14 protein-coding genes are annotated in these 17,968 nt (G+C 70.5%); 6 read left to right on the top strand and 8 right to left on the bottom strand.

The genetic code is table 11. From position 1 onward, the window contains the following. Positions 1-135 precede the first annotated feature (135 nt). Positions 136-555 carry an ArsR/SmtB family transcription factor gene (locus ACFXJ5_RS39765; RefSeq protein ID WP_384642931.1) on the bottom strand — a complete coding sequence of 140 codons (420 nt, stop codon included), beginning with the start codon at positions 553-555 and terminating at the stop codon, positions 136-138. 89 nt (positions 556-644) lie between these two features. Further along, positions 645-1,439, bottom strand: coding sequence for an enoyl-CoA hydratase/isomerase family protein (locus ACFXJ5_RS39760; RefSeq protein ID WP_384642928.1), 795 nt, complete (start codon positions 1,437-1,439; stop codon positions 645-647). 1,090 nt (positions 1,440-2,529) lie between these two features. Here ACFXJ5_RS39760 and ACFXJ5_RS39755 point away from each other — a divergent pair. From ACFXJ5_RS39755 to ACFXJ5_RS39730, 6 genes are read left to right on the top strand one after another with little or no spacing between them, the layout of a single operon-like run. Continuing rightward, positions 2,530-4,086 carry an ABC transporter substrate-binding protein gene (locus ACFXJ5_RS39755; protein ID WP_384642925.1) on the top strand — a complete coding sequence of 519 codons (1,557 nt, stop codon included), beginning with the start codon at positions 2,530-2,532 and terminating at the stop codon, positions 4,084-4,086. Position 4,087: 1 nt separating this feature from the next. Further along, positions 4,088-5,044, top strand: coding sequence for an ABC transporter permease (locus ACFXJ5_RS39750; RefSeq protein WP_384642922.1), 957 nt, complete (start codon positions 4,088-4,090; stop codon positions 5,042-5,044). Beyond that, the gene (locus ACFXJ5_RS39745) at positions 5,041-5,955 is read left to right on the top strand and encodes an ABC transporter permease (protein ID WP_384642919.1); all 915 of its coding nucleotides are present in this window, start codon (positions 5,041-5,043) and stop codon (positions 5,953-5,955) included. Before ACFXJ5_RS39750 ends, ACFXJ5_RS39745 begins: the two co-directional genes overlap by 4 nt. Next, positions 5,952-8,045, top strand: a complete 2,094-nt coding sequence (locus ACFXJ5_RS39740; RefSeq protein ID WP_384642916.1) for a dipeptide ABC transporter ATP-binding protein — start codon at positions 5,952-5,954, stop codon at positions 8,043-8,045. The genes ACFXJ5_RS39745 and ACFXJ5_RS39740 overlap by 4 nt, the downstream gene beginning before the upstream one ends. Then, positions 8,042-10,096 carry a CocE/NonD family hydrolase gene (locus ACFXJ5_RS39735; RefSeq protein ID WP_384642913.1) on the top strand — a complete coding sequence of 685 codons (2,055 nt, stop codon included), beginning with the start codon at positions 8,042-8,044 and terminating at the stop codon, positions 10,094-10,096. The genes ACFXJ5_RS39740 and ACFXJ5_RS39735 overlap by 4 nt, the downstream gene beginning before the upstream one ends. A gap of 55 nt (positions 10,097-10,151) precedes the next feature. Continuing rightward, positions 10,152-10,844 (top strand): TetR/AcrR family transcriptional regulator, encoded by a 693-nt coding sequence (locus tag ACFXJ5_RS39730; protein ID WP_384642910.1) that lies wholly within the window; start codon positions 10,152-10,154, stop codon positions 10,842-10,844. An 8-nt stretch (positions 10,845-10,852) separates the two neighbouring features. Here the strand turns inward: ACFXJ5_RS39730 and ACFXJ5_RS39725 are convergent, their stop codons facing one another. The 6 genes from ACFXJ5_RS39725 to ACFXJ5_RS39700 all read right to left on the bottom strand — a co-directional run bounded on the left by ACFXJ5_RS39725 (position 10,853) and on the right by ACFXJ5_RS39700 (position 17,674). Further along, complete coding sequence (locus ACFXJ5_RS39725) at positions 10,853-11,878, bottom strand: 2Fe-2S iron-sulfur cluster-binding protein (RefSeq protein ID WP_384642907.1); 1,026 nt, start codon at positions 11,876-11,878, stop codon at positions 10,853-10,855. Beyond that, a complete protein-coding gene (locus ACFXJ5_RS39720) occupies positions 11,875-13,128 on the bottom strand; it encodes an SRPBCC family protein (protein ID WP_384642904.1) in 1,254 nt (417 codons plus the stop codon). Before ACFXJ5_RS39720 ends, ACFXJ5_RS39725 begins: the two co-directional genes overlap by 4 nt. A gap of 20 nt (positions 13,129-13,148) precedes the next feature. Next, positions 13,149-15,218: an oxidoreductase gene (locus tag ACFXJ5_RS39715; protein WP_384642901.1), complete on the bottom strand. Its 2,070-nt coding sequence runs from the start codon at positions 15,216-15,218 to the stop codon at positions 13,149-13,151. Positions 15,219-15,398: 180 nt separating this feature from the next. Continuing rightward, a complete protein-coding gene (locus tag ACFXJ5_RS39710; RefSeq protein WP_384642898.1) occupies positions 15,399-16,181 on the bottom strand; it encodes an IclR family transcriptional regulator in 783 nt (260 codons plus the stop codon). A 42-nt stretch (positions 16,182-16,223) separates the two neighbouring features. Beyond that, on the bottom strand, positions 16,224-16,871 hold the full coding sequence (locus ACFXJ5_RS39705) for a hypothetical protein (RefSeq protein WP_384642895.1): 648 nt from the start codon (positions 16,869-16,871) through the stop codon (positions 16,224-16,226). Between the two features lie 350 nt (positions 16,872-17,221). Then, entirely contained in the window at positions 17,222-17,674 is a 453-nt protein-coding gene (locus ACFXJ5_RS39700; RefSeq protein WP_384642892.1) for a helix-turn-helix domain-containing protein, read from the bottom strand. Positions 17,675-17,968 lie beyond the last annotated feature (294 nt).

Here is a 17,968-nt window from a genome sequence, read left to right as displayed (position 1 = left end):
GGGGGGCGTGGTTTTTTTTTTATCCTCCCCGGGCCGCGCCCGGCCGGGGCCCCCCCCCCGGGGGGCCGGTCCCCCCCCCTCCCCCACGCGCCTGTTCTTCCTGCGCAGGCGGACCGGTGTGCGGCCCGGCAGCGATCACCAGGTCAGGAGCACCAGTTCGTTCTGCTGGTCCACTGCTGCGTCCTGCCGTTCCTCGACGTCCCGGCGGACATGCCGACGGCGCGATGCCGTCCGATGATCGACCCGGCCCTGACTGACCGGCCGCGGCTCGGGGGCGAGGGACCACAGTTCGTCCATCACGTCACGCAGGACGTCGCGATTGAGCGTATAGAAGAAGTTGCGGCCCTTTTTACGCACCTCAAGGAGGCCGACCTGCCCAAGGATCTTCGTGTGGTACGAGATGGTCGGCTTCGAGATGGGCAGCGTGTCCTCAAGCACCGCGCAGGGCAGCTCGTCGACCTCTGCCATTTGGCGGACGATGTCCCAGCGGATGGGGTCGCTCAGCGCCTTCATGACGTCCGAGGCCAGCACGCCCGGGTTCGCGATCTGCCTCATCGTGGTCCTTTCGGAGCCGACAGTAGTCTCACAACTATCAATATACTCCGAGAATAGAGGAACGCCCCTGGACAGGGGTTTCCTATGGGTTAACGTCCTTCGAAGCGAGCCTCGCGGCGCTGGCGACGGGCCTGGATGCCCTCGTGCAGGTCCTCGGTCGCCATCGTCACCGGCTGTGCGAGAGCCTCCCATCGCAGTGTCGCGTCCAAGCCGTGCACGGACTGCTCCAGCGCGACCTTGGTCAGCCGGGTCGCGATCGGGGCCGCCTGGGCGATGCGGTCGGCCACGTCGAGGCTGTGCGCCAGGACGTCGTCGGCGACGTCGCTGACAAGCCCCCAGTGCAGCGCCTCCTCGGCGTCCACCCTCCGGCTGGTGTAAAGCATCTCCCGGGCCCTGGCCATGCCGACGACTTCGGGCAGTAGGTAGTTGACGCCCATGCCGCCGTGCGTGCCCAGGAAGTTGAAGGGGGCACTGAAGACGGCGTCCTGGCCCGCATAGCGCAAGTCGCAGGCGAGAGCCAGACACAGGCCGGCGCCGATGGCGGGTCCGTTCACTGCCGCGATCACCGGCACCGGAAGCCGCCGCGCCATCAGCCAGGCGTCGTAGAACGGCACCATCTTGTCCCGCAGCCGGTCCGGGGTGTTGTGGTGGGCGCTACCCTGATCGAGGAACGACAGGTCCGCACCGGAGCAGAACGAACTGCCCTTCCCGGTCAGCACGACCGCGCGGACCTGCTTGTCCTCGTGGATCTCCGCCATGACCTCGCGCCAGGTCTCGGTCATCTCCTCCGTCATGGCGTTGCGCACGTCGGGAAGATTCAGCGTCACCAGACGAACTCCGAAGGACGCCTCCTCGACCACGACCTCCTTGCCCGTGCGCTCCATGCGGAATCTCCGATCGGTCGGCGTGCGGCGGCGGAACTGGTCAGCCCCTCCGTGACGGTCCAAGTATCGAACGCGGTGACACCTGGAGATCTCACAAGTATCGAACTATTCGGCACTACCGCAAGTGGCACCGCCCGCAGGTGCGTAGGAAGTCGCTCCTGGATGCTTGTGGCTGGCACGTGCACTGTCGAAGCTTTCGGGCCTGACAGTGATCAGTGGCGCCCGGTGCGTCAGGACGCCCACGCCCCGTTCACGCCCGCGGCCCTTGGAGCATGGGAAACATGTCCCGCATTGGATGATCTGTTGCCATGGACGGTGCCCGGCATCCTGCCAGGTCAGCGGACAGAACGTTCTCGACGGCTGGTTGAAACGCAGGACGGGACCGCGGTCCCGCAGGGCCGTCAGCGAGCTGGACCGCATCCGGCCCGAGCGGTGGCTACCTGCCTGGAGTGAGGAACTCCAGTACGTGCTGGCCGTCCTGTGGCATCTGGTCGAACTGCAGTCGGCTCAGAATGAGCTGCTCGACCGAGTGCTCATGTCACCGTTGGTCAGCGTCGCCGAGTTGCACCGTCGGAACGTGCTGCCCGTCCCGGAAACCGCCCGTCGTTCTGCTCCCGCACCGATACAGACCGACCTCATCCCCGGGACCGAGGGAATCGAGGCGCGCGAGCCGCACGCCGTAAGGCCACTCACCGCAGAGAGGAGCTCTCCGGCCGGCGCTCCCACGCGGTCACGGAGGAGCAGGAATTCCGGCGACACGCAGCCGTCCCGCAGAAAGCGGCAAGAACCGTAGAGCTCTTGATGACGGTGACGCGTCTGCCGCGCCGAGGGCGGGTGCCCAGCGGTCACGCCGCAGGAGGCCGCAGGATGAGCATCCGTTGCGCGTTAACAGAAACGTTTCCTGTAAGCATTGCCTGTTTCGCCCGGGGTGTGAATCATATCGCTCTACCGAACGGCACAATCGTTCGCTTGGACGATAAGCGACCCAGCGGGCAGGCCGGGGTACTGGGCAAGGGCAAAGGGCGGAGCGATCATGGTGTTGTCAGGTGGTGTCAACTCCGGTGACGGTCAGGAAAGAACGACAGGTGCCGTGTCCCGACGCGGGTTGCTGACCGCGGGAGCGGGAGCCGCGGCGGGCGCGTGGCTGCTGACGGCGTGCGGCTCGGGAGCGAACGCCGGCAAGGCGGCCGCCACAGCCGCCGCCACCGGCAAGGCCGCAGCCGGCGGGACACTGCGGATCGCCCGGCCGCCGGCGTCCGGTGCGGAGACGCTGGACCCGGCGAGCTCTCTGTCCGCGTACGAGTATCTGGGCGCCCTCTACAGCCGGCTGGTCCGGCGCGGCAGCGACGGCAAGCCGGCCGCCGACCTCGCGACCTCCTGGGAGATGTCGGACGAGGCGAAGACCTGGACCTTCACTCTGCGCGACGGCGTCACGTTCCACAACGGGCAGCCCTTCACCTCCGCCGACGCCGCCTACACCCTGACCCACATCCTCGACCCCGCCACCAAGTCCCCGCAGGCCGGCGTACTCAGCACCTTCGTCAGCACGTCCGGCATCAGCACCCCCGACAAGAACACCCTGGTCGTCAAGCTCAAGGCGGCGCACGCCGAGTTCCCGACCCTGCTGATGCACTACAACTGCTACGTCATCGCCAAGGGCTCCGCGAAGACCACCGCGACCAAGGGCATCGGCACCGGCCCGTTCAAGCTGGCGTCGTTCACCCCCGCGGGACCCGGCAAGGTCGTCGCCAACACGGACTACTACGGCGGCAAGCCCGTCCTGGACGCCATCGCGTTCTCCTCCATCGCCGAGACCCAGAGCCGGATCAACGCGCTGCTCTCGCAGCAGGTCGACCTGATCTCGCAGACCAACCTGGACTCCGCCGGCGTCAAGACCGTGCAGGCCTCCTCCACCGCCACCGTCGTGGAGGTCAAGAACGCCCAGTGGTACACGCTGCCCATGCTGTGCACGGCGACGCCCTTCACCGACTCCAAGGTGCGGCAGGCCTTCAAACTCGCCTACGACCCCGCCCAGGTCATCAAGCTCGCCGTCCAGGGTCACGGCACGATCGCCCACGACAACCCCGTGCCGCCGGACGACCCCTACCGCCTGGACTACACCGTGGCGCCGGACCCGGAGAAGGCCAAGGCGCTGCTGAAGAAGGCGGGCCACGACAAGCTGGCCCTGCCGCTGTACACCTCGGACTACGACAGCGTGCTCACCCCGCTGGCCCTGGCGATGAAGGACTCCGTCGCCCACGCGGGCATCACGCTGAACATCCAGAACTCGCCGTCCGACTCGTACTACACCAAGATCTGGATGCAGAAGCCGCTGATGACCTCGTACTGGTACGTCGGCCGCCCGATCGACCAGCTGCTCAGCGAGATCTTCCACTCCGGCTCCGCGTACAACGAGTCCAAGTGGTCCAACCCGACGTTCGACGGCCTGATCGCCTCGGCGCGCAAGGAGACCGACGACGCCAAGCGCAAGCAGCTCTACCAGGACGCTCAGAAGCTGATGGTGGATCAGGACGGCACGATCATGCCGTTCTTCGCCAGCCGCATGGTCGGGATATCGAAGAAGGTCGTCAACTACCACGAGAGCGGCTTCGAGTTCGACTACCTCAAGATCGGGCTCAGCGCCTGACATGGGCCGCTACATCGCACGCCGTCTGCTCCTCGCACTCGTCACGATCTGGCTGGCCTCGCTCGGGGTGTTCCTGGCCGTCCAGGCCCTCCCCGGCGACGTGACCACCCAGATCCTCGGCCAGAACGCCACCCGTGCCAACGTCGCGGCGCTGCGCGCCGAACTCGGGCTCGACGAGCCGCCGTGGCGCCGCTACCTGGACTGGATGTCCGGCATGCTGCACGGCGACTTCGGCACCTCGCTGGTCAACCACGTCTCGGTCGGCGCGGAGGTCGGCCTGCGGCTGCGCAACACCATGATGCTGGCCGGGGTCACCGTGGTGCTCGGCGTCACGCTCGCCCTCGTGCTGGGCGTGGTCGCCGGGCTCTACCGGGACCGCTGGCCCGACCTCGCGATCTCCTCGCTCAGCCTGATCGGGATGAGCATGCCGGAGTTCGTGATCGCGACCGTACTGGTGCTGCTGTTCTCCATCGACATCCCGCTGTTCCCCGCGGTGGTGACCGCCGGGCCGGACGCCGGGATCGGCGATCTGCTGCCTGCGATCTGGCTGCCGTCGATCGCGCTGACGGTGGTCATGGCCGCGTACATCATCCGCATGCTGCGCACCAGCGTGATCGACGTCATGGCGAGCGAGTTCGTCACGACCGCGCGGCTGAAGGGCATCTCACCGGCCCGGGTGGTGCTGCGGCACGCCCTGCCCAGCGCCCTGCTGCCCACCCTCAACGTCATCGCCATGAACGTCGCCTGGCTGGTGGGCGGTGTGGTGGTGGTCGAGAGCGTCTTCAACTACCCGGGCGTCGGCCTGCTCACCATCGACGCGGTGCACAACCGCGACCTCCCCGTCATCCAGACGATCGCCGTACTCGGCGCCGCCACCTACGTGCTGTGCAACCTCGCCGCCGACCTCGCCGCCATGGCGCTCAACCCCAGGCTGCGGACGAACCGGAGGACCGCGTGACAGCGACAGCAAAAGCGACAGCGACACCGACAGCGAAACCGACCACCGCTGAGCGCCCGCCGGGACGGCTGCGGCAGACCTGGGGCGCGCTGCGCGGCTCGCCCTCGGCGATGACCGGTGCCGTCCTGGTCGTGCTGCACCTGGCGGTCGCGCTCGCGGCCCCGCTGCTCGCCCCGGACTCCCCGGTGCGGAACAACGCCCTGGAAGCCCTCCAGGCGCCGAGCATCAGCCATCTCGCGGGCACCGACCAGTACGGGCGCGACATCCTGTCCCGCACCCTGTACGGCGGCCGGCTCGCGCTGTCGGTGTCGCTCAGCGCGACCGTGCTCGCCGTGGGCCTGGGCGCCTCCGTGGGCTGCCTGGCCGCCTACCGCCGGGGGTGGCTGGACGACGTCGTGATGCGCGTGGTCGACGCCATCCTGGCCGTACCCCCGGTCCTCGCGCTGCTCGTCATCGTGACCGTGCTGGGCACCGATCCCGTCGTCATCGTGCTCGCCGTGACCGTCGTGTACGGCCCGGGCGTGGTGCGGGTGGTCAGGGCCGCCGCGCTGGACGTCGTGCCCCGCGACTACGTGACGGCGGCGCGGGCCCGTGGCGAGGGCACCTTCTCGGTGCTGCTGCGCGACATCGGGCCCAACGTGCTGGACGTAGTCCTCGTGGAGTTCGCGATGCGCGCGTCCTGGGTGGTGCTGCTGATCAGCTCGCTGTCCTTCCTCGGGTTCGGCGCGAACCCGCCGACGCCCGACTGGGGCCTGATGGTTTCCGAGAACCGCTCCATGCTGGCCGTCGCCCCGTGGACGAGCATCGCCCCGATCATCGCCCTGAGCACCCTGGTGATCGGGCTCAACATGGCCGCCGACGGCCTGGCCAAGGCGCTCGGTGTCGACCGGGCGCACGGAGGTGCGGCATGACCGGCACGCAGTCCGCCCCCGGGCCCCTGCTCGACGTACGGGACCTTTCCGTCGCGTACCGCTCGCGCGGTGGCCTCAGGGAGATCGTCTCCACCGTCTCCCTGTCTCTGGACGCCGGACAGACCCTGGGCCTGGTGGGAGAGTCCGGCTGCGGGAAGTCCACCCTGGCGGCGGCGCTGCTCGGCCATCTGCGGGCCGGCGCCCGGGTCACCTCCGGCGAGGTGCGGGTGGACGGCGAGTCGCTGTTCGAGGCGGCGCCCGCACGGCTGCGCGCGCTGCGCGGCGGCACCGTCGCGCTGGTGCCGCAGAACGCCGGGCACGCCCTGACCCCCACCATGAGGGTGGGCCACCAGGTACGCGAGGTGCTGCGCGTCCACCGCGGCCTCACCGGCGAGGCCGCGGACGCCGAGGCAGCGGTCCTGTTCGCCCAAGTGCGCCTGCCCCAGCCCCGGGTGCTGCTGGGCCGCTACCCGCACGAGCTGTCCGGCGGGCAGCAGCAGCGGGTCGCCATCGCCATGGCGCTCGCGGGCAACCCCCGGCTGCTGGTCCTGGACGAGCCCACCACCGGCCTCGACGTGGTCACCCAGGCCGGGGTGCTCGACCTGCTCACCGGTATCCGCCGCGAACTCGGCGTCGCGATGGTGCTGGTCAGCCATGACCTGGGAGTGGTCTCGGCGGCCTGCGACCGGGTCGCGGTGATGTACGCGGGGCGGCTCGTCGAGCGCGGGGACACCCAGCGGACGTACGACCGTCCCACGCACCCGTACACCCGTGGACTGGTCGCCTCCGTGCCCAGCCTCGCCGAACCCGGACTCCCCGCGGCCATGCCGGGCACCCCGCCCCAGCCCGGGAGCGACCTGCCGGGCTGCTCGTTCGCCGCGCGCTGCACGCTCGTCGAGGACCGCTGCACCACCGGCGGCGCCCCGGAACTGCGGCTGCTGACGCAGCCCGAGGCACCGTCCGGACACGCGCATCATTCGGCCTGCCTGCGCGCCGAAGAGGTCCGGGCACTGCCCCCCGAGGAACGCGAGACGCACCAGCGCGGCGTACGCGCCGGTGACGAGGCGCCCGTTCTGGTGTCCCTGCGCGACGTGGCCGTCGACTACCGGCCCCGCCGGGCCCGCGCGCAGGGCGCGCCCACCGTCGCCGGCATCGACCTGGACATCCGGCGCGGCGAGACCCTGGCCCTGGTCGGCGAGAGCGGCAGCGGCAAGTCCACCCTCGCCTGGACCATCGCCGGGCTGCGCGAGCCCTCGGCCGGCACCCTGGTGCTCCAGGACGGCGAGTCCGGCACCGAGGATCTGGCCAGGCCCGCCGCCCGGCGTCCGCCCGGCCTGCGCAAACGGCTCCAACTGGTCTTCCAGAACGCCGACACCTCGCTCAACCCGCGCCGCGTCGTGTCGGACGCGCTGCGCCGCCCGCTGCGCCTGTTCGCCCAGGACGGCGCCGCCCCGCTCGGCGACCGCGTGGACGCCCTGCTGGACGATGTCGGCCTGGACCGTGAGCTCGGCGCCCGGCTGCCCGGGCAGCTGTCCGGCGGGCAGCGGCAACGGGTCGGCATCGCCCGCGCCCTGGCCGCCGGCCCCGACCTGGTGCTGGCCGACGAGGTGGTCTCGGCGCTCGACGTGTCCGTCCAGGCCTCCGTGCTGCGTCTGCTGGACCGGCTTCGCACCGAACGCGGCATCACGTACCTGTTCATCTCGCACGACCTGGCGGTGGTGCGCAGCATCGCCGACCGGGTCGCCGTGCTGTACCTGGGACGGCTGTGCGAGGTCGGCGACGTGGAGGCGGTGTTCTCCGGCCCCAACCACCCCTACACCCGGATGCTGCTGGACGCGGTCCTGGAGCCCGGCGCCCGCCCGGAGCCGTGGGAACGCCGCCCGGTGGAGGAGCCGGAGTCGGCGCCGCCGGAGGCGGGCTGCCCGTTCCAGCGGCGCTGCCCGCACGCCGTCCCCGGCACCTGCGAGTCCGCCACGCCTCCCTGGCGGGACGCCGAGGGCGGCCACCGCATCCGCTGCCACCTGGACCTGGACAACCTGCACGACCCGGCGTCCGCCACCGCCGCGTCCAAGGAGCTGAACCCCTCATGAGGATCCGTCACGACTTCCCGCGCCGGGTCACGGTACGAGACCACGTACTCATCCCCATGCGCGACGGCACGGCGCTCTCGGCCCGGATCTGGCTGCCCGAGGACGCCGAACAGGCCCCGGTGTCGGCCCTGGTCGAGTACCTCCCCTACCGCAAGAGCGACTGGACCTCGGTCCGGGACGCGCAGCGCCACCCCTGGTACGCGGGGCACGGCTACGCCTCGATCCGCATCGACATGCGCGGCTGCGGCGACTCCGAGGGCTTGATGCACGACGAGTACACGCCGCAGGAGCAGCAGGACGCCGTCGACGCCCTCGCCTGGATCGCCGACCAGCCCTGGTCCACGGGCAAGGCGGGCATGTTCGGCATCTCCTGGGGCGGGTTCAACAGCCTCCAGGTCGCCGCACTCCGCCCGCCGTCGCTCAAAGCCGTCGTCACCGTCTGCTCATCCGACGACCGGTACGCCGACGACGTCCACTACTGGGGCGGCAGCGTGCTCGGCATCGACATGACGGCGTGGGCGGCGACCATGCTGGCCTACCAGTCCCGGCCGCCGGACCCCGACCGCGTCGGCGACGCCTGGCGGAAGATGTGGCTGGAACGGCTGGAGAACCTGCGGCCGTTCGCGGAGATCTGGCTGGACCATCAGGAGCGGGACGACTACTGGCGACAGGGCTCGGTGTGCGAGGACTACTCCGCGATCGAGGCCGCCGTCTACGCGGTGGGCGGCTGGGCCGACCCGTACCGCAACACGGTCTTCCGGCTGCTGGAGGGCCTTCAGTGCCCGGCGAAGGGTCTGGTCGGCCCGTGGTCGCACCAGTACCCGGACCGGGGGCTGCCGCCGGGTCCGGCGATCGGCTTCCTCCAGGAGACGCTGCGCTGGTGGGACCACTGGCTCAAGGGCGTTGACACCGGCGTGACGGACGAGCCGCCGCTGCGGACCTGGATGCAGGAACCGGTGCCGCCTCGCACTTCGTACGACACCCGGCCCGGCCGCTGGGTCGCCGAGCCGTCGTGGCCGTCCCCGAACGTCACGCCGACGCCCTGGACGCTGGGCGACGGGCGGCTGCACCCGTCCGGGCAGCCGGTGGACGCGGGCGGCACCGTACTGGTGGCCAGCCCGCAGCACACCGGGACGGACGCCGGACGGTTCTTCCCCTTCGGCAACCCCTCCGACCTGCCGCCCGACCAGCGGGCCGAGGACGGCCGGTCGGTGTGCTTCGACTCGGCGCCGCTGACCGGGCGGGTGGAGATCCTCGGCATGCCCGAGGCCGACCTGCTCCTGGACTGCGACCGCCCGGCCGGACAGGTCGTCATCAGGCTGTGCGACATCGCCCCCGACGGCTCGTCGACCCTGGTGACCCGCGGCAATCTCAACCTGGTCCACCGGGACGGCGACGACACGCCGCGCGCCTGGACCCCCGGCTGCCCGGAGCGGGTCCGGGTGCGGATGACCGCGATCGCCCACGCCTTCGCGCCGGGCCACCGGATCCGGCTCGCCGTGTCCTCCGCGTACTGGCCGTGGGTGTGGCCCGCACCCGAACCGGTGACCCTGGACCTGCGCACCGGGGATGCCGCCGGGGACGCCGCCTCCCGGCTGCTGCTCCCGGTCCGGGCGGCGGCGGGCCCCGGCCCCGAGCCCGCCCTGCCCGACTTCGGCGAACCGGAGCAGGCGGCCCCGCTGCCGTACGTACCCGGGCCGCCCGGCGGACGCGAACGGCAGGTCACGTACGACCCGCAGACCGGCGACTGGGAACTCGTGGTGGACCCCAACTACGGCGGCACCCGCACCTATCCCGACGGGCTGGTGTACGAGGAGCGCGTACGGGAGGCCTACCGGATCCGCGCGGACGACCCACTGTCGGCACGGGCGGAATCCACCTGGGACATCGGCCTGAGCCGGGGGGATTGGCGTGTGGAGATCTCCACTCGTAGTGTCGTGACGGCGTCGGCCACGCACTTCACGGCCGACAACCAGGTCATCGCGCGGGAGAGCGGCGCCGAGGTGTTCTCCCGGTCCTGGCGGGCCGACATCCCCCGGACGTCGGCGTAATCCCGTCGGCGACCGGTCGGCGAGCAAGCACGAGAACACGGGAGGGAACACAGCAGTGGCGGCGTCGCGCACCAACGAGAGCGTCGAGGCGGACGGCAGTGACGGTTCGGGCGGCCGTGCCCCCAAGGCACGCCAGCCATGGGAACGGTCCCGCCATCCCACCGAGGTGCGCCGCAAGCTGGTGGTGGAGGCAGCACGGAAGGTGCTGGCGGAAAAGGGGCTGGCGGCGACGGGCATACGGGACATCGCCGCCGCGAGCGGTGTGTCCAGCGGCACCATCAGCTACCACTTCCGGGGCATCGACGAGATCTTCGTGGACGTGCTGAAGATGGAGGCCGATCTCTTCTACCAGCCGGTCGCCGAGCTGAGCCTCGGCGCGCCCACCGCCCGGCAGGGCCTGGCGGTGCTCATCGACAAATACCTGTCCTCCGACCCGGAGACGCTGACGCACTGGCAGCTCTGGCTGGACAACTGGGCCGCCGCCATACACGACACCCGGCTCACCGCCTGGCACACCGAGCAGTACGCGCTCTGGCGGAGCGTCGTCGAGCGCGTCATCCGGCGCGGCATCGACGGCGGGGAGTTCGCCCCGCGCGACGCCGCCGACGCCGCCGTGGAGTTCACCGCGATGCTGGACGGGCTGGTCATGCAGACCTTCTTCACCGGCGCGCACCTGACCCCCGACGAGGCCCGGCGCCGGCTCTCGCAGTTCGTCGACGAGCGCTTCGGCCGCGCCCACCCGGCGTAGGAGCCAGGTCAGGCGTCGACCACGAGGTCGCCCAGCGGCTTGGAGCAGCAGAGCAGGATCTTGTTCTGGGCGATCTCGCGCGGCCGGATGCCTCCGTTGTGTTGCATGTCGACCGACCCCGCGATCAGCGTGGTCTTGCAGGTGCCGCATATGCCCTGGGCGCAGGAGGCGGGCAGGCTGAGGCCGGCCCTGGCCGCAGCGGCGAGGACGGGGGTGCCGGCGTCGCACTCGATGGTGCGCCGGGTGCGGGTGAACTCGACCTTGTACGTGTCGCCCGTCGTCACGACAGGGAGCTCGGCGGGCTCGGCGAAGGTGAAGCTTTCCTCGTGGTGGCGGGCCATGTCGAAGCCGGTGTCGGTGAGCATGCTTCGTACCGCGTCCATGTAGCCGACGGGCCCGCAGCTGAAGACCTCGCGTTCGTGCAGGTCCGGCGCGATGTCCGCGAGCAGCCGGGCGTTCAGCCGGCCGTGCCCGCCCCCCGTGTACGCGACCCGGACGCCGGGGGCGGTGGCGGCGATGAGGTCGAGTTCGCGGCGGAAGATGACGTCGCCGGGGGTTCGGGCGCTGTGCACGAACAGGACGTCGGCGGGGTCCGCCAGGTCGTACAGGGTCCTGGTCATCGACATCATGGGCGTCACGCCGCTGCCCGCCGACAGGAAGAGGTACTTGGGCGACGGGTGGCGGGCGAGCGAGAACAGGCCCAGCGGTCCCCGGGCCCGCAGGGTGGTGCCCGGGGTGAGGTGGTCGTGGAGCCAGTTGGAGACCAGGCCGCCGGGGATCCGTTTGACCGTGACGGCGGCGAGGTGGGGGCGGGTCGGCGGGGAGGAGATGGTGTAGCAGCGCTCGACGGTGCGGCCGTCGATGTCGAGGGAGAGGGTGAGGAACTGGCCGGGGTCGTGCCGGAACAGCCGGGGGACGGTGGGTTCCAGGACGAAGGTGCGGACGTCGGTGGTCAGGTCGTGGACCTGCTTGCACACGAGCGTGCCGTCGCTCCAGTCCGGGGCGGAGGCAGAGGTTGCCGTGGTGGTGATCATCGCTCCAGGTGTGCTTTCAGCCGGGTGACGTACCAGTTGATGAACGCCTCGACCTGGTATTCGGTCGGGCTGTAGGGGCCGGGCACGTAGGCCGGGCTGGTGGCGCCGAGCTGGGCGCGGGCCACGAACACCGCGTCCTGGTCGTTGGTGGCCTGCCACACCCGCGTGAGGGTGTCGAGGTCGTAGTCGACGCCCTCGACGGCGTCGGGGTGAACCAGCCAGGTGGTGCGTACGAGGGTGCGGTCCGGGGCGAGCGGGATCACGGAGAAGGTGATCGCGTGGTCGGCCATGAAGTGGAACCAGGAGTTGGGCTGCATGTGGAGGCCGAGGCGGCCGAGGCGGGCGGTGGGGAAGTCCGCGAGCAGCCGCCCGCACGCGGCCGTGCCGTCCTCGGTGAAGGATTCCCCGGCGCCGTCCAGGGGCTCGCGCTGGATGCGGAAGCCGGTCTCGCGGGTGTCCAGTTCCTCGACGGCCTCGTGCGGCAGCCCCAGCGACTCGTACGTCGCGCGGGCTTCGGCGTCGGCCTTCAGGTAGCGCTCGTAGGCCGGTCGCAGGACGGGCGGGACGTCCTGCTCCGCGTAGCCGTAGACGGGGAAGAGGGAGGTCTGCAGCTCGGGATGGCCGCCGCAGTGGTAGCACTCGCGGTTGTTCTCCATCGTGAGCTTCCAGTTGCCGTTCTCGACGATGTCGATCTGGGCCGCCACCTTCGCCCGCGCCAGGTTGTGCGGCGCGATGTACGGCTCGATGCGGGCGGCCACCTCGTCGAAGTCGGCGGGCGGTTCCTGGGCCAGGCAGATGAAGACCAGACCGGCGACGGTGCGCGCGTGGACGGACCTCAGCCCGAAGCACGAGGGGTCGAACCCGGGAGCCTGCGACTCGGCGTGCAGCAGCGTGCCGTCCACGCCGTACGTCCACCGGTGGTAGCCGCAGACGATGTTGCCGACCGAGCCGCGCTCCTCGTTGAGGATGCGCGCGCCGCGGTGACGGCACACGTTGTGGAAGGCCTGTACGTTCTCGTCGTCGTCGCGGACGACGATGACCGAGTACGGTCCGACATTGACCGTGACGTAGTCGCCCGGTTCGGGGAGTTCGGCTTCGGCGGCGACGAAGAGCCAACTCCGGGCGAAGACCGCCTCGATGTCGAGCCCGAAGAACTCCTCCGCGGTGTAGAAGGGCGCTTCCAGGCTCTGGCCGGCGGGGCGGCGGGCCACAAGGCCGTCCACGTCGGCCGCGGGGGTGCGTGCGTTCATCGCTGTCTCTCTCATGGGGCTCAGACCGGCAGGCACAGCCGCAGGGCGTCGTAGACGGCGGCGTGGATGTTGCGGCTGGTGACCGCGTCACCAATACGGAAGAGCTGGTAGCGGCCCGCGTCATTGCGGATCACGGTCTGTGCCTCGTGGGCGAGCAGGGCCCGGTGGTCGACCTCGCCGAGGTTGCTCGATCCCGGCAGCAGGTCGGTGTACAGGCTGTCGTTGGGCAGCGTTCCGTGTTCGACGACGACGTGGTCGACGACCAGCCGCTGGGTCTCGGCCTCGGTGTACTCGCTGTAGAGCACGGCGGTGAGCCGGCCGTCCGCGTTGCGGTGTACGGAGCGCAGCCGCTGGGCGAGGGTGGTCGTCACGCCGTGTTCGGTGAAGGCCTTGAGGAAGGCGGGTGAGTTCATGCTGCCGACGTCGGGCGCGAGGGTGCGTTCCGGGGTCACGTAGTGCAGGCGGGTGCCGGTGGGGGCGAGCAGTTCCACGGCGTCCATCGCCGGGTAGCCGCCGTGGTCGTCGTAGACCAGAACCTCGCCCCGGGCGCGCAGGGAGCCGGTCAACACGTCCCAGGTGTCGGCGACCAGGTCCTCGCCGGCGTCGAGGAAGGACGTGTTGGGCAGGCCGCCGGTGGCGACGATGACAAGGTCGGGGTGTTCGGCCAGGATGTCGCCGGGCTCGGCGAACGTGCCAAGGCGCAGGTCGACGCCGTGGTGCTTGCACTCGGCGACCCGCCAGTCGACGATGCCGAGCAGGTCGCGGCGGCGGGGGTTGGACGCGGCGAAGCGGATCTGGCCCCCGGGGAGGTCGTTGGCCTCGAACAGCACGACGTCGTGGCCCCGTTCGCCCAGCACCCGGGCGGCTTCCCGGCCGGCCGGGCCGGCTCCGACGACCACGGCCTTCTTCCGGCGGCCGGTCGTGAGGGGCACGGTGTGGGGTACGTGCAGCTCCCGGCCGGTGGCCGGGTTGTGGACGCACTTGGTGTCCCCGGAGTCGTAGATGGCGTCCAGGCAGTAACTCGCCCCGACACAGGGCCGGATGCGTTCCTCCTGGCCGGCGGCGATCTTGGCGACCAGGTGAGGGTCGGCGATCTGCGCGCGGGTCATGCCGACCAGGTCGAGCAGGCCCTCACGGATCGCGTACCGGGCGGTGGCGGGATCGGCGATCCGGGCCGCGTGCATGACCGGGACGTTGAGCCGGCGCCGGATCTCACCGGTGAACTCCAGGAACGGCCCGAGCGGGGTGCCCATGGACGGGATCGTCTTCGCGAGCGAGGCGTCGCTCTCCAGCGAGCCGCGGATGGTGCTCACGAAGTCGATGCCACCGCCGTCGCCGACGCCACCGCCGGTGAAGCGCTCCGCCGCCACGAGGGCGTCGTCGTAGGTCAGTCCGCCGGGCCGGTTCTCGTCCAGCATCATCCGGATGCCGACGACGAAGTCCGGTCCGACCGCCTCCCGGACGGCATGGATCACCCGGAGCGGGAACGCCATGCGGTTCTCCAGGCTGCCGCCGAGTTCGTCGTCGCGGTGGTTGGTCGAGGGGGACAGGAAGCTGTCCATGAAGTGGCCGTACGCCTGGAGTTCGATGCCGTCGAGACCGCCCGCCTGGCAGCGCAGCGCGGCGGCGGCGTAGTCGCCCACGATCCGGTCGAGGTCCCAGGCCTCGGCGGCCTTGGGGAAGGCCCGGTGCGCGGGTTCGCGCAGCGGCGAAGCGGACAGCACCGGCAGCCAGTCGCCGGAGTAGTTGCTGGTGCGGCGCCCGAGGTGGGTGACCTGGCACATGACCGCGGCCCCGGCCTCGTGCACGTCGTCGGCGAGCCGGCGCAGCCACGGCACGATGTCGTCCCGGTACAGCAGCAGGTTGCCGAACGAGGGCGGGCTGTCCGGGGAGACGACCGCGGAGCCGCCGATCATGGTCAGGCCGACGCCGCCGCGCGCCTTTTCCAGGTGGTAGGCCCGGTACCGGTCCTTGGGCATGCCGTCCTCGGCGAAGGCCGGCTCGTGGGACGTGCTGACCACCCGGTTGCGGAGGGTGAGATGTCTCAGGTGGAAGGGCTGGAGCAGGGGATCCAGGACAGGTGAGGGCACAACCGCTCCTCGGGACGCTGTGACGCTGACGCTGCGGGCTGACGACGGCTGCTTCATTGGGCCGCACTCAGGGCACTCAAGATGTCTCGCATTGCGAAACATTCACACCATGCGAGACAAATGTTGCGGCCGACAAGGCCCGGACGTCAAGACCCAGCCGCAGACCCCGGCCAAGTCACCTCAGCCTCGCTTGACGTACCCCTTGCGCCACGAGATCTGGGCGCCCGCCTCGACGACCCGCTCGGCGAGTTCGGGGATGGTGTCCTCGTTGACCCGGAACGTCGGCCCGGACAGGGTCACCGCGGCGATCACCCGGCCGTCCAGCGAGCGGATCGGGGCGGCGATGGCGGCCAGTCCGATCTCATGCTCCTCGCTGGTCGTCGCGTACTCCCGCTTGCGGACGAATTCGAGCTGCTCCTTGAGCCGCGCCGGATCCACGACGGTGTGGGGGGTGTACTGCGTGAGTCCCTGCGCCAGGATCGCGTCGGCCCGGTCCGGGGACATGTACGCGAGGAAGATCTTGCCCGCCGCGGTGGCGTGCATGGGCGTGCGCTTGCCGACCCAGTCGATGCTGGTGATGGCGGCACCGCCGATCACCTGGTCGATGCTGATCACTTCGGGTCCGTCATGGATCGCCAGATTCACCGTCTCCCCCGCGACCGCGGCCAGTTCCTGGCAGACCGGACGGCTCAGCAGGGACAGGTCGCCCCTCAGCGTCGCCCCGGCGGCCAGCTCGACCACGGTGTGCCCGATGCGGTAACGCCCGCGTTCGGAGTCCTGCTCGACCAGACCGCGCGACTCCAGCGTGGCCAGCAGCCGGAAGACGGTCGCCTTGTGGATCCCCAGCTCCTCGGCGACCTCGGTGACCCCGGACGGACCCCGCCCGGCCAGCACCTGGAGGATCGACACGGCGCGATCCACGGACTGTACCGACGTGTCACGTGCCCGGCCGCTGCTGGTCATGGCGCCAGGATAACCGAGCGTCCCCGACGCCCCACCGGGCCGTCAACTGGGGTTCGGGTGCGTCACATCGAGCCACAGGCCGCGCTGGAGGTCGGTGATCTCCGTCACCACGGCACCGGGACCGAGCAGCTTCGTCAAGGCGGCGGGGCCGTCGTCGCGCCACGTGGCCGAGCGCGCCTCGGCCGACGCCCACTCGACGGACACGGCGTAGCGCGTGAGGTCGTCGAGACCCTGGACCAGCCACGCCCCGGTCGGGCCTCCCGGGTCGGGGTAGACCTCCGCCAGCCAGCGCTCCACCCGGGCCCCGGCCCCGTCCGGTGGGCCGGTGAACCAGATGGTCCGGTACACCGGCGGGCTCGCGCCCGGCTGCCCGCCGTCCGCCGGGATGTAGACCCGCAGGTCACCCATGTCCCGGAAGCGGTTCAGACCCGCCTCTGCCAGCCGGTCGGTCAGCACTCGGGCGTCGGGCGGCACGACGCGGGCCCCGAGCGCCGCGCAGGGCCACTCGGGACTCACGTAGAAGTGGGCGGGGTCGCTCTGGTCGAGCAGCACCATCACTCCCGTGCACTCCGCGCGCTGTTGTTCCCACCAGTCGCGGACCACCTGCTCGACAGCCGGGATGTCGCCGACGGCCAGCCGATGGGTGCGGTAGCCGCGCGCGAACCCGGCGTCCAGACTGTTCCAGTTCATCGCTCTCGTTCGCTCCTCAGACGCCGTATCGCACGGACGGGCGATAAAATCGTTCGACTGTGCGAGATCATGCACACCTCGCACGACCGCGGCAATGGCGGCACGCAACAATCGGATAAATCCCGGCACTCCGGCTCTGGCGCACGACTGATCGCACCGCCTGCCCTCCTGACAGTTCACGCTCGGACGCGGCACCCCCCGGAGCGGGCTGCGTGCCCTAGCCGGCTCCTGCCGCTGAGGCTGGGTCAGTACCGCACCGCCGCATATGTGGCCTGTGTAGGGCCGCAGTGGAGAACCCGGCGCCCGGCGCTCGGAAAGGCATGTGAAGTCCCTGGCAACGGATCGGTCCGTTATGACAGGTGGCGTTCCCGGGGAGCGGCGACCTGTTCTGCCACCCGTCCGATCTTCGCCAGGCGGACCAGCGCGGGCCTGGACAACACCTCTCCGATGTCGTGCAGGGCTACGATCAGTTCCTCGACGCCGTCCAGGGGCGTGTCCTTGTCCGCGTGCAGGAGTACGCCTCTGTATTCCTCGGACGAGATCGTCCTGCCAGCCATCTCGATGCGTTCCTCGTCGGCGTCCGCGAGGAACAGGGCCGGAACCGAGGTGTGGAGAACCAGGGCGATGGCCGTCAGCTCGGTCGCCGTGAACGCGCGGCGACCGCGTTCGGCCTGATGGACGGCCTGACGGCTCCAGGGTTTGCCCAGGTACCGGCCCACTGCCTCGCCCAGCTCGGCGAGTGACATCCGCCGCGCTTCCCGAAGGCGTGCGATCTGCCGTCCGATGGCTTCCTCGACCCGCATGTCTGCTCCTAGGTGTCATTATCCACGATGACATCGAAACGTCAGCGTTGACAATTGCCAGCTGGACGCTCTAGCGTAATGCTAGGCATTTCACTGTCAATGCACACGATGACAGATGGCAAGGGTCGGCGTGACGACGTGCGGTTGTCGGCGGTGCCGTCGAGAGGCCGGCCCAGAGGCGACGGAGACCGAAGTGCACCACTTTCACCTGGAGTCCGTGAGTGCGGGGGGCGACTGCGCCGTCCTCCGTGCTGCGGGCGAGATCGACGTGTACACCGCCCCCAGGCTGCGCGA

The sequence above is a fragment of the Streptomyces sp. NPDC059373 genome, from assembly GCF_042751495.1.
In the GTDB taxonomy this organism is placed as follows: domain Bacteria; phylum Actinomycetota; class Actinomycetes; order Streptomycetales; family Streptomycetaceae; genus Actinacidiphila.
This window is presented reverse-complemented; position numbering and strand designations above follow the sequence as displayed.

What these genes read in the sequence shown, in the direction of transcription:
- ACFXJ5_RS39735 (WP_384642913.1), top strand. Translation starts at nt 8,042, where the DNA reads ATGAGGATCCGTCACGACTTCCCGCGCCGGGTCACGGTACGAGACCAC.
- ACFXJ5_RS39740 (WP_384642916.1), top strand. Translation starts at nt 5,952, where the DNA reads ATGACCGGCACGCAGTCCGCCCCCGGGCCCCTGCTCGACGTACGGGAC.
- ACFXJ5_RS39765 (WP_384642931.1), bottom strand. Translation starts at nt 555, where the DNA reads ATGAGGCAGATCGCGAACCCGGGCGTGCTGGCCTCGGACGTCATGAAG.
- ACFXJ5_RS39705 (WP_384642895.1), bottom strand. Translation starts at nt 16,871, where the DNA reads ATGAACTGGAACAGTCTGGACGCCGGGTTCGCGCGCGGCTACCGCACC.
- ACFXJ5_RS39760 (WP_384642928.1), bottom strand. Translation starts at nt 1,439, where the DNA reads ATGGAGCGCACGGGCAAGGAGGTCGTGGTCGAGGAGGCGTCCTTCGGA.
- ACFXJ5_RS39750 (WP_384642922.1), top strand. Translation starts at nt 4,088, where the DNA reads ATGGGCCGCTACATCGCACGCCGTCTGCTCCTCGCACTCGTCACGATC.
- ACFXJ5_RS39725 (WP_384642907.1), bottom strand. Translation starts at nt 11,878, where the DNA reads ATGATCACCACCACGGCAACCTCTGCCTCCGCCCCGGACTGGAGCGAC.
- ACFXJ5_RS39720 (WP_384642904.1), bottom strand. Translation starts at nt 13,128, where the DNA reads ATGAACGCACGCACCCCCGCGGCCGACGTGGACGGCCTTGTGGCCCGC.
- ACFXJ5_RS39710 (WP_384642898.1), bottom strand. Translation starts at nt 16,181, where the DNA reads ATGACCAGCAGCGGCCGGGCACGTGACACGTCGGTACAGTCCGTGGAT.
- ACFXJ5_RS39700 (WP_384642892.1), bottom strand. Translation starts at nt 17,674, where the DNA reads ATGCGGGTCGAGGAAGCCATCGGACGGCAGATCGCACGCCTTCGGGAA.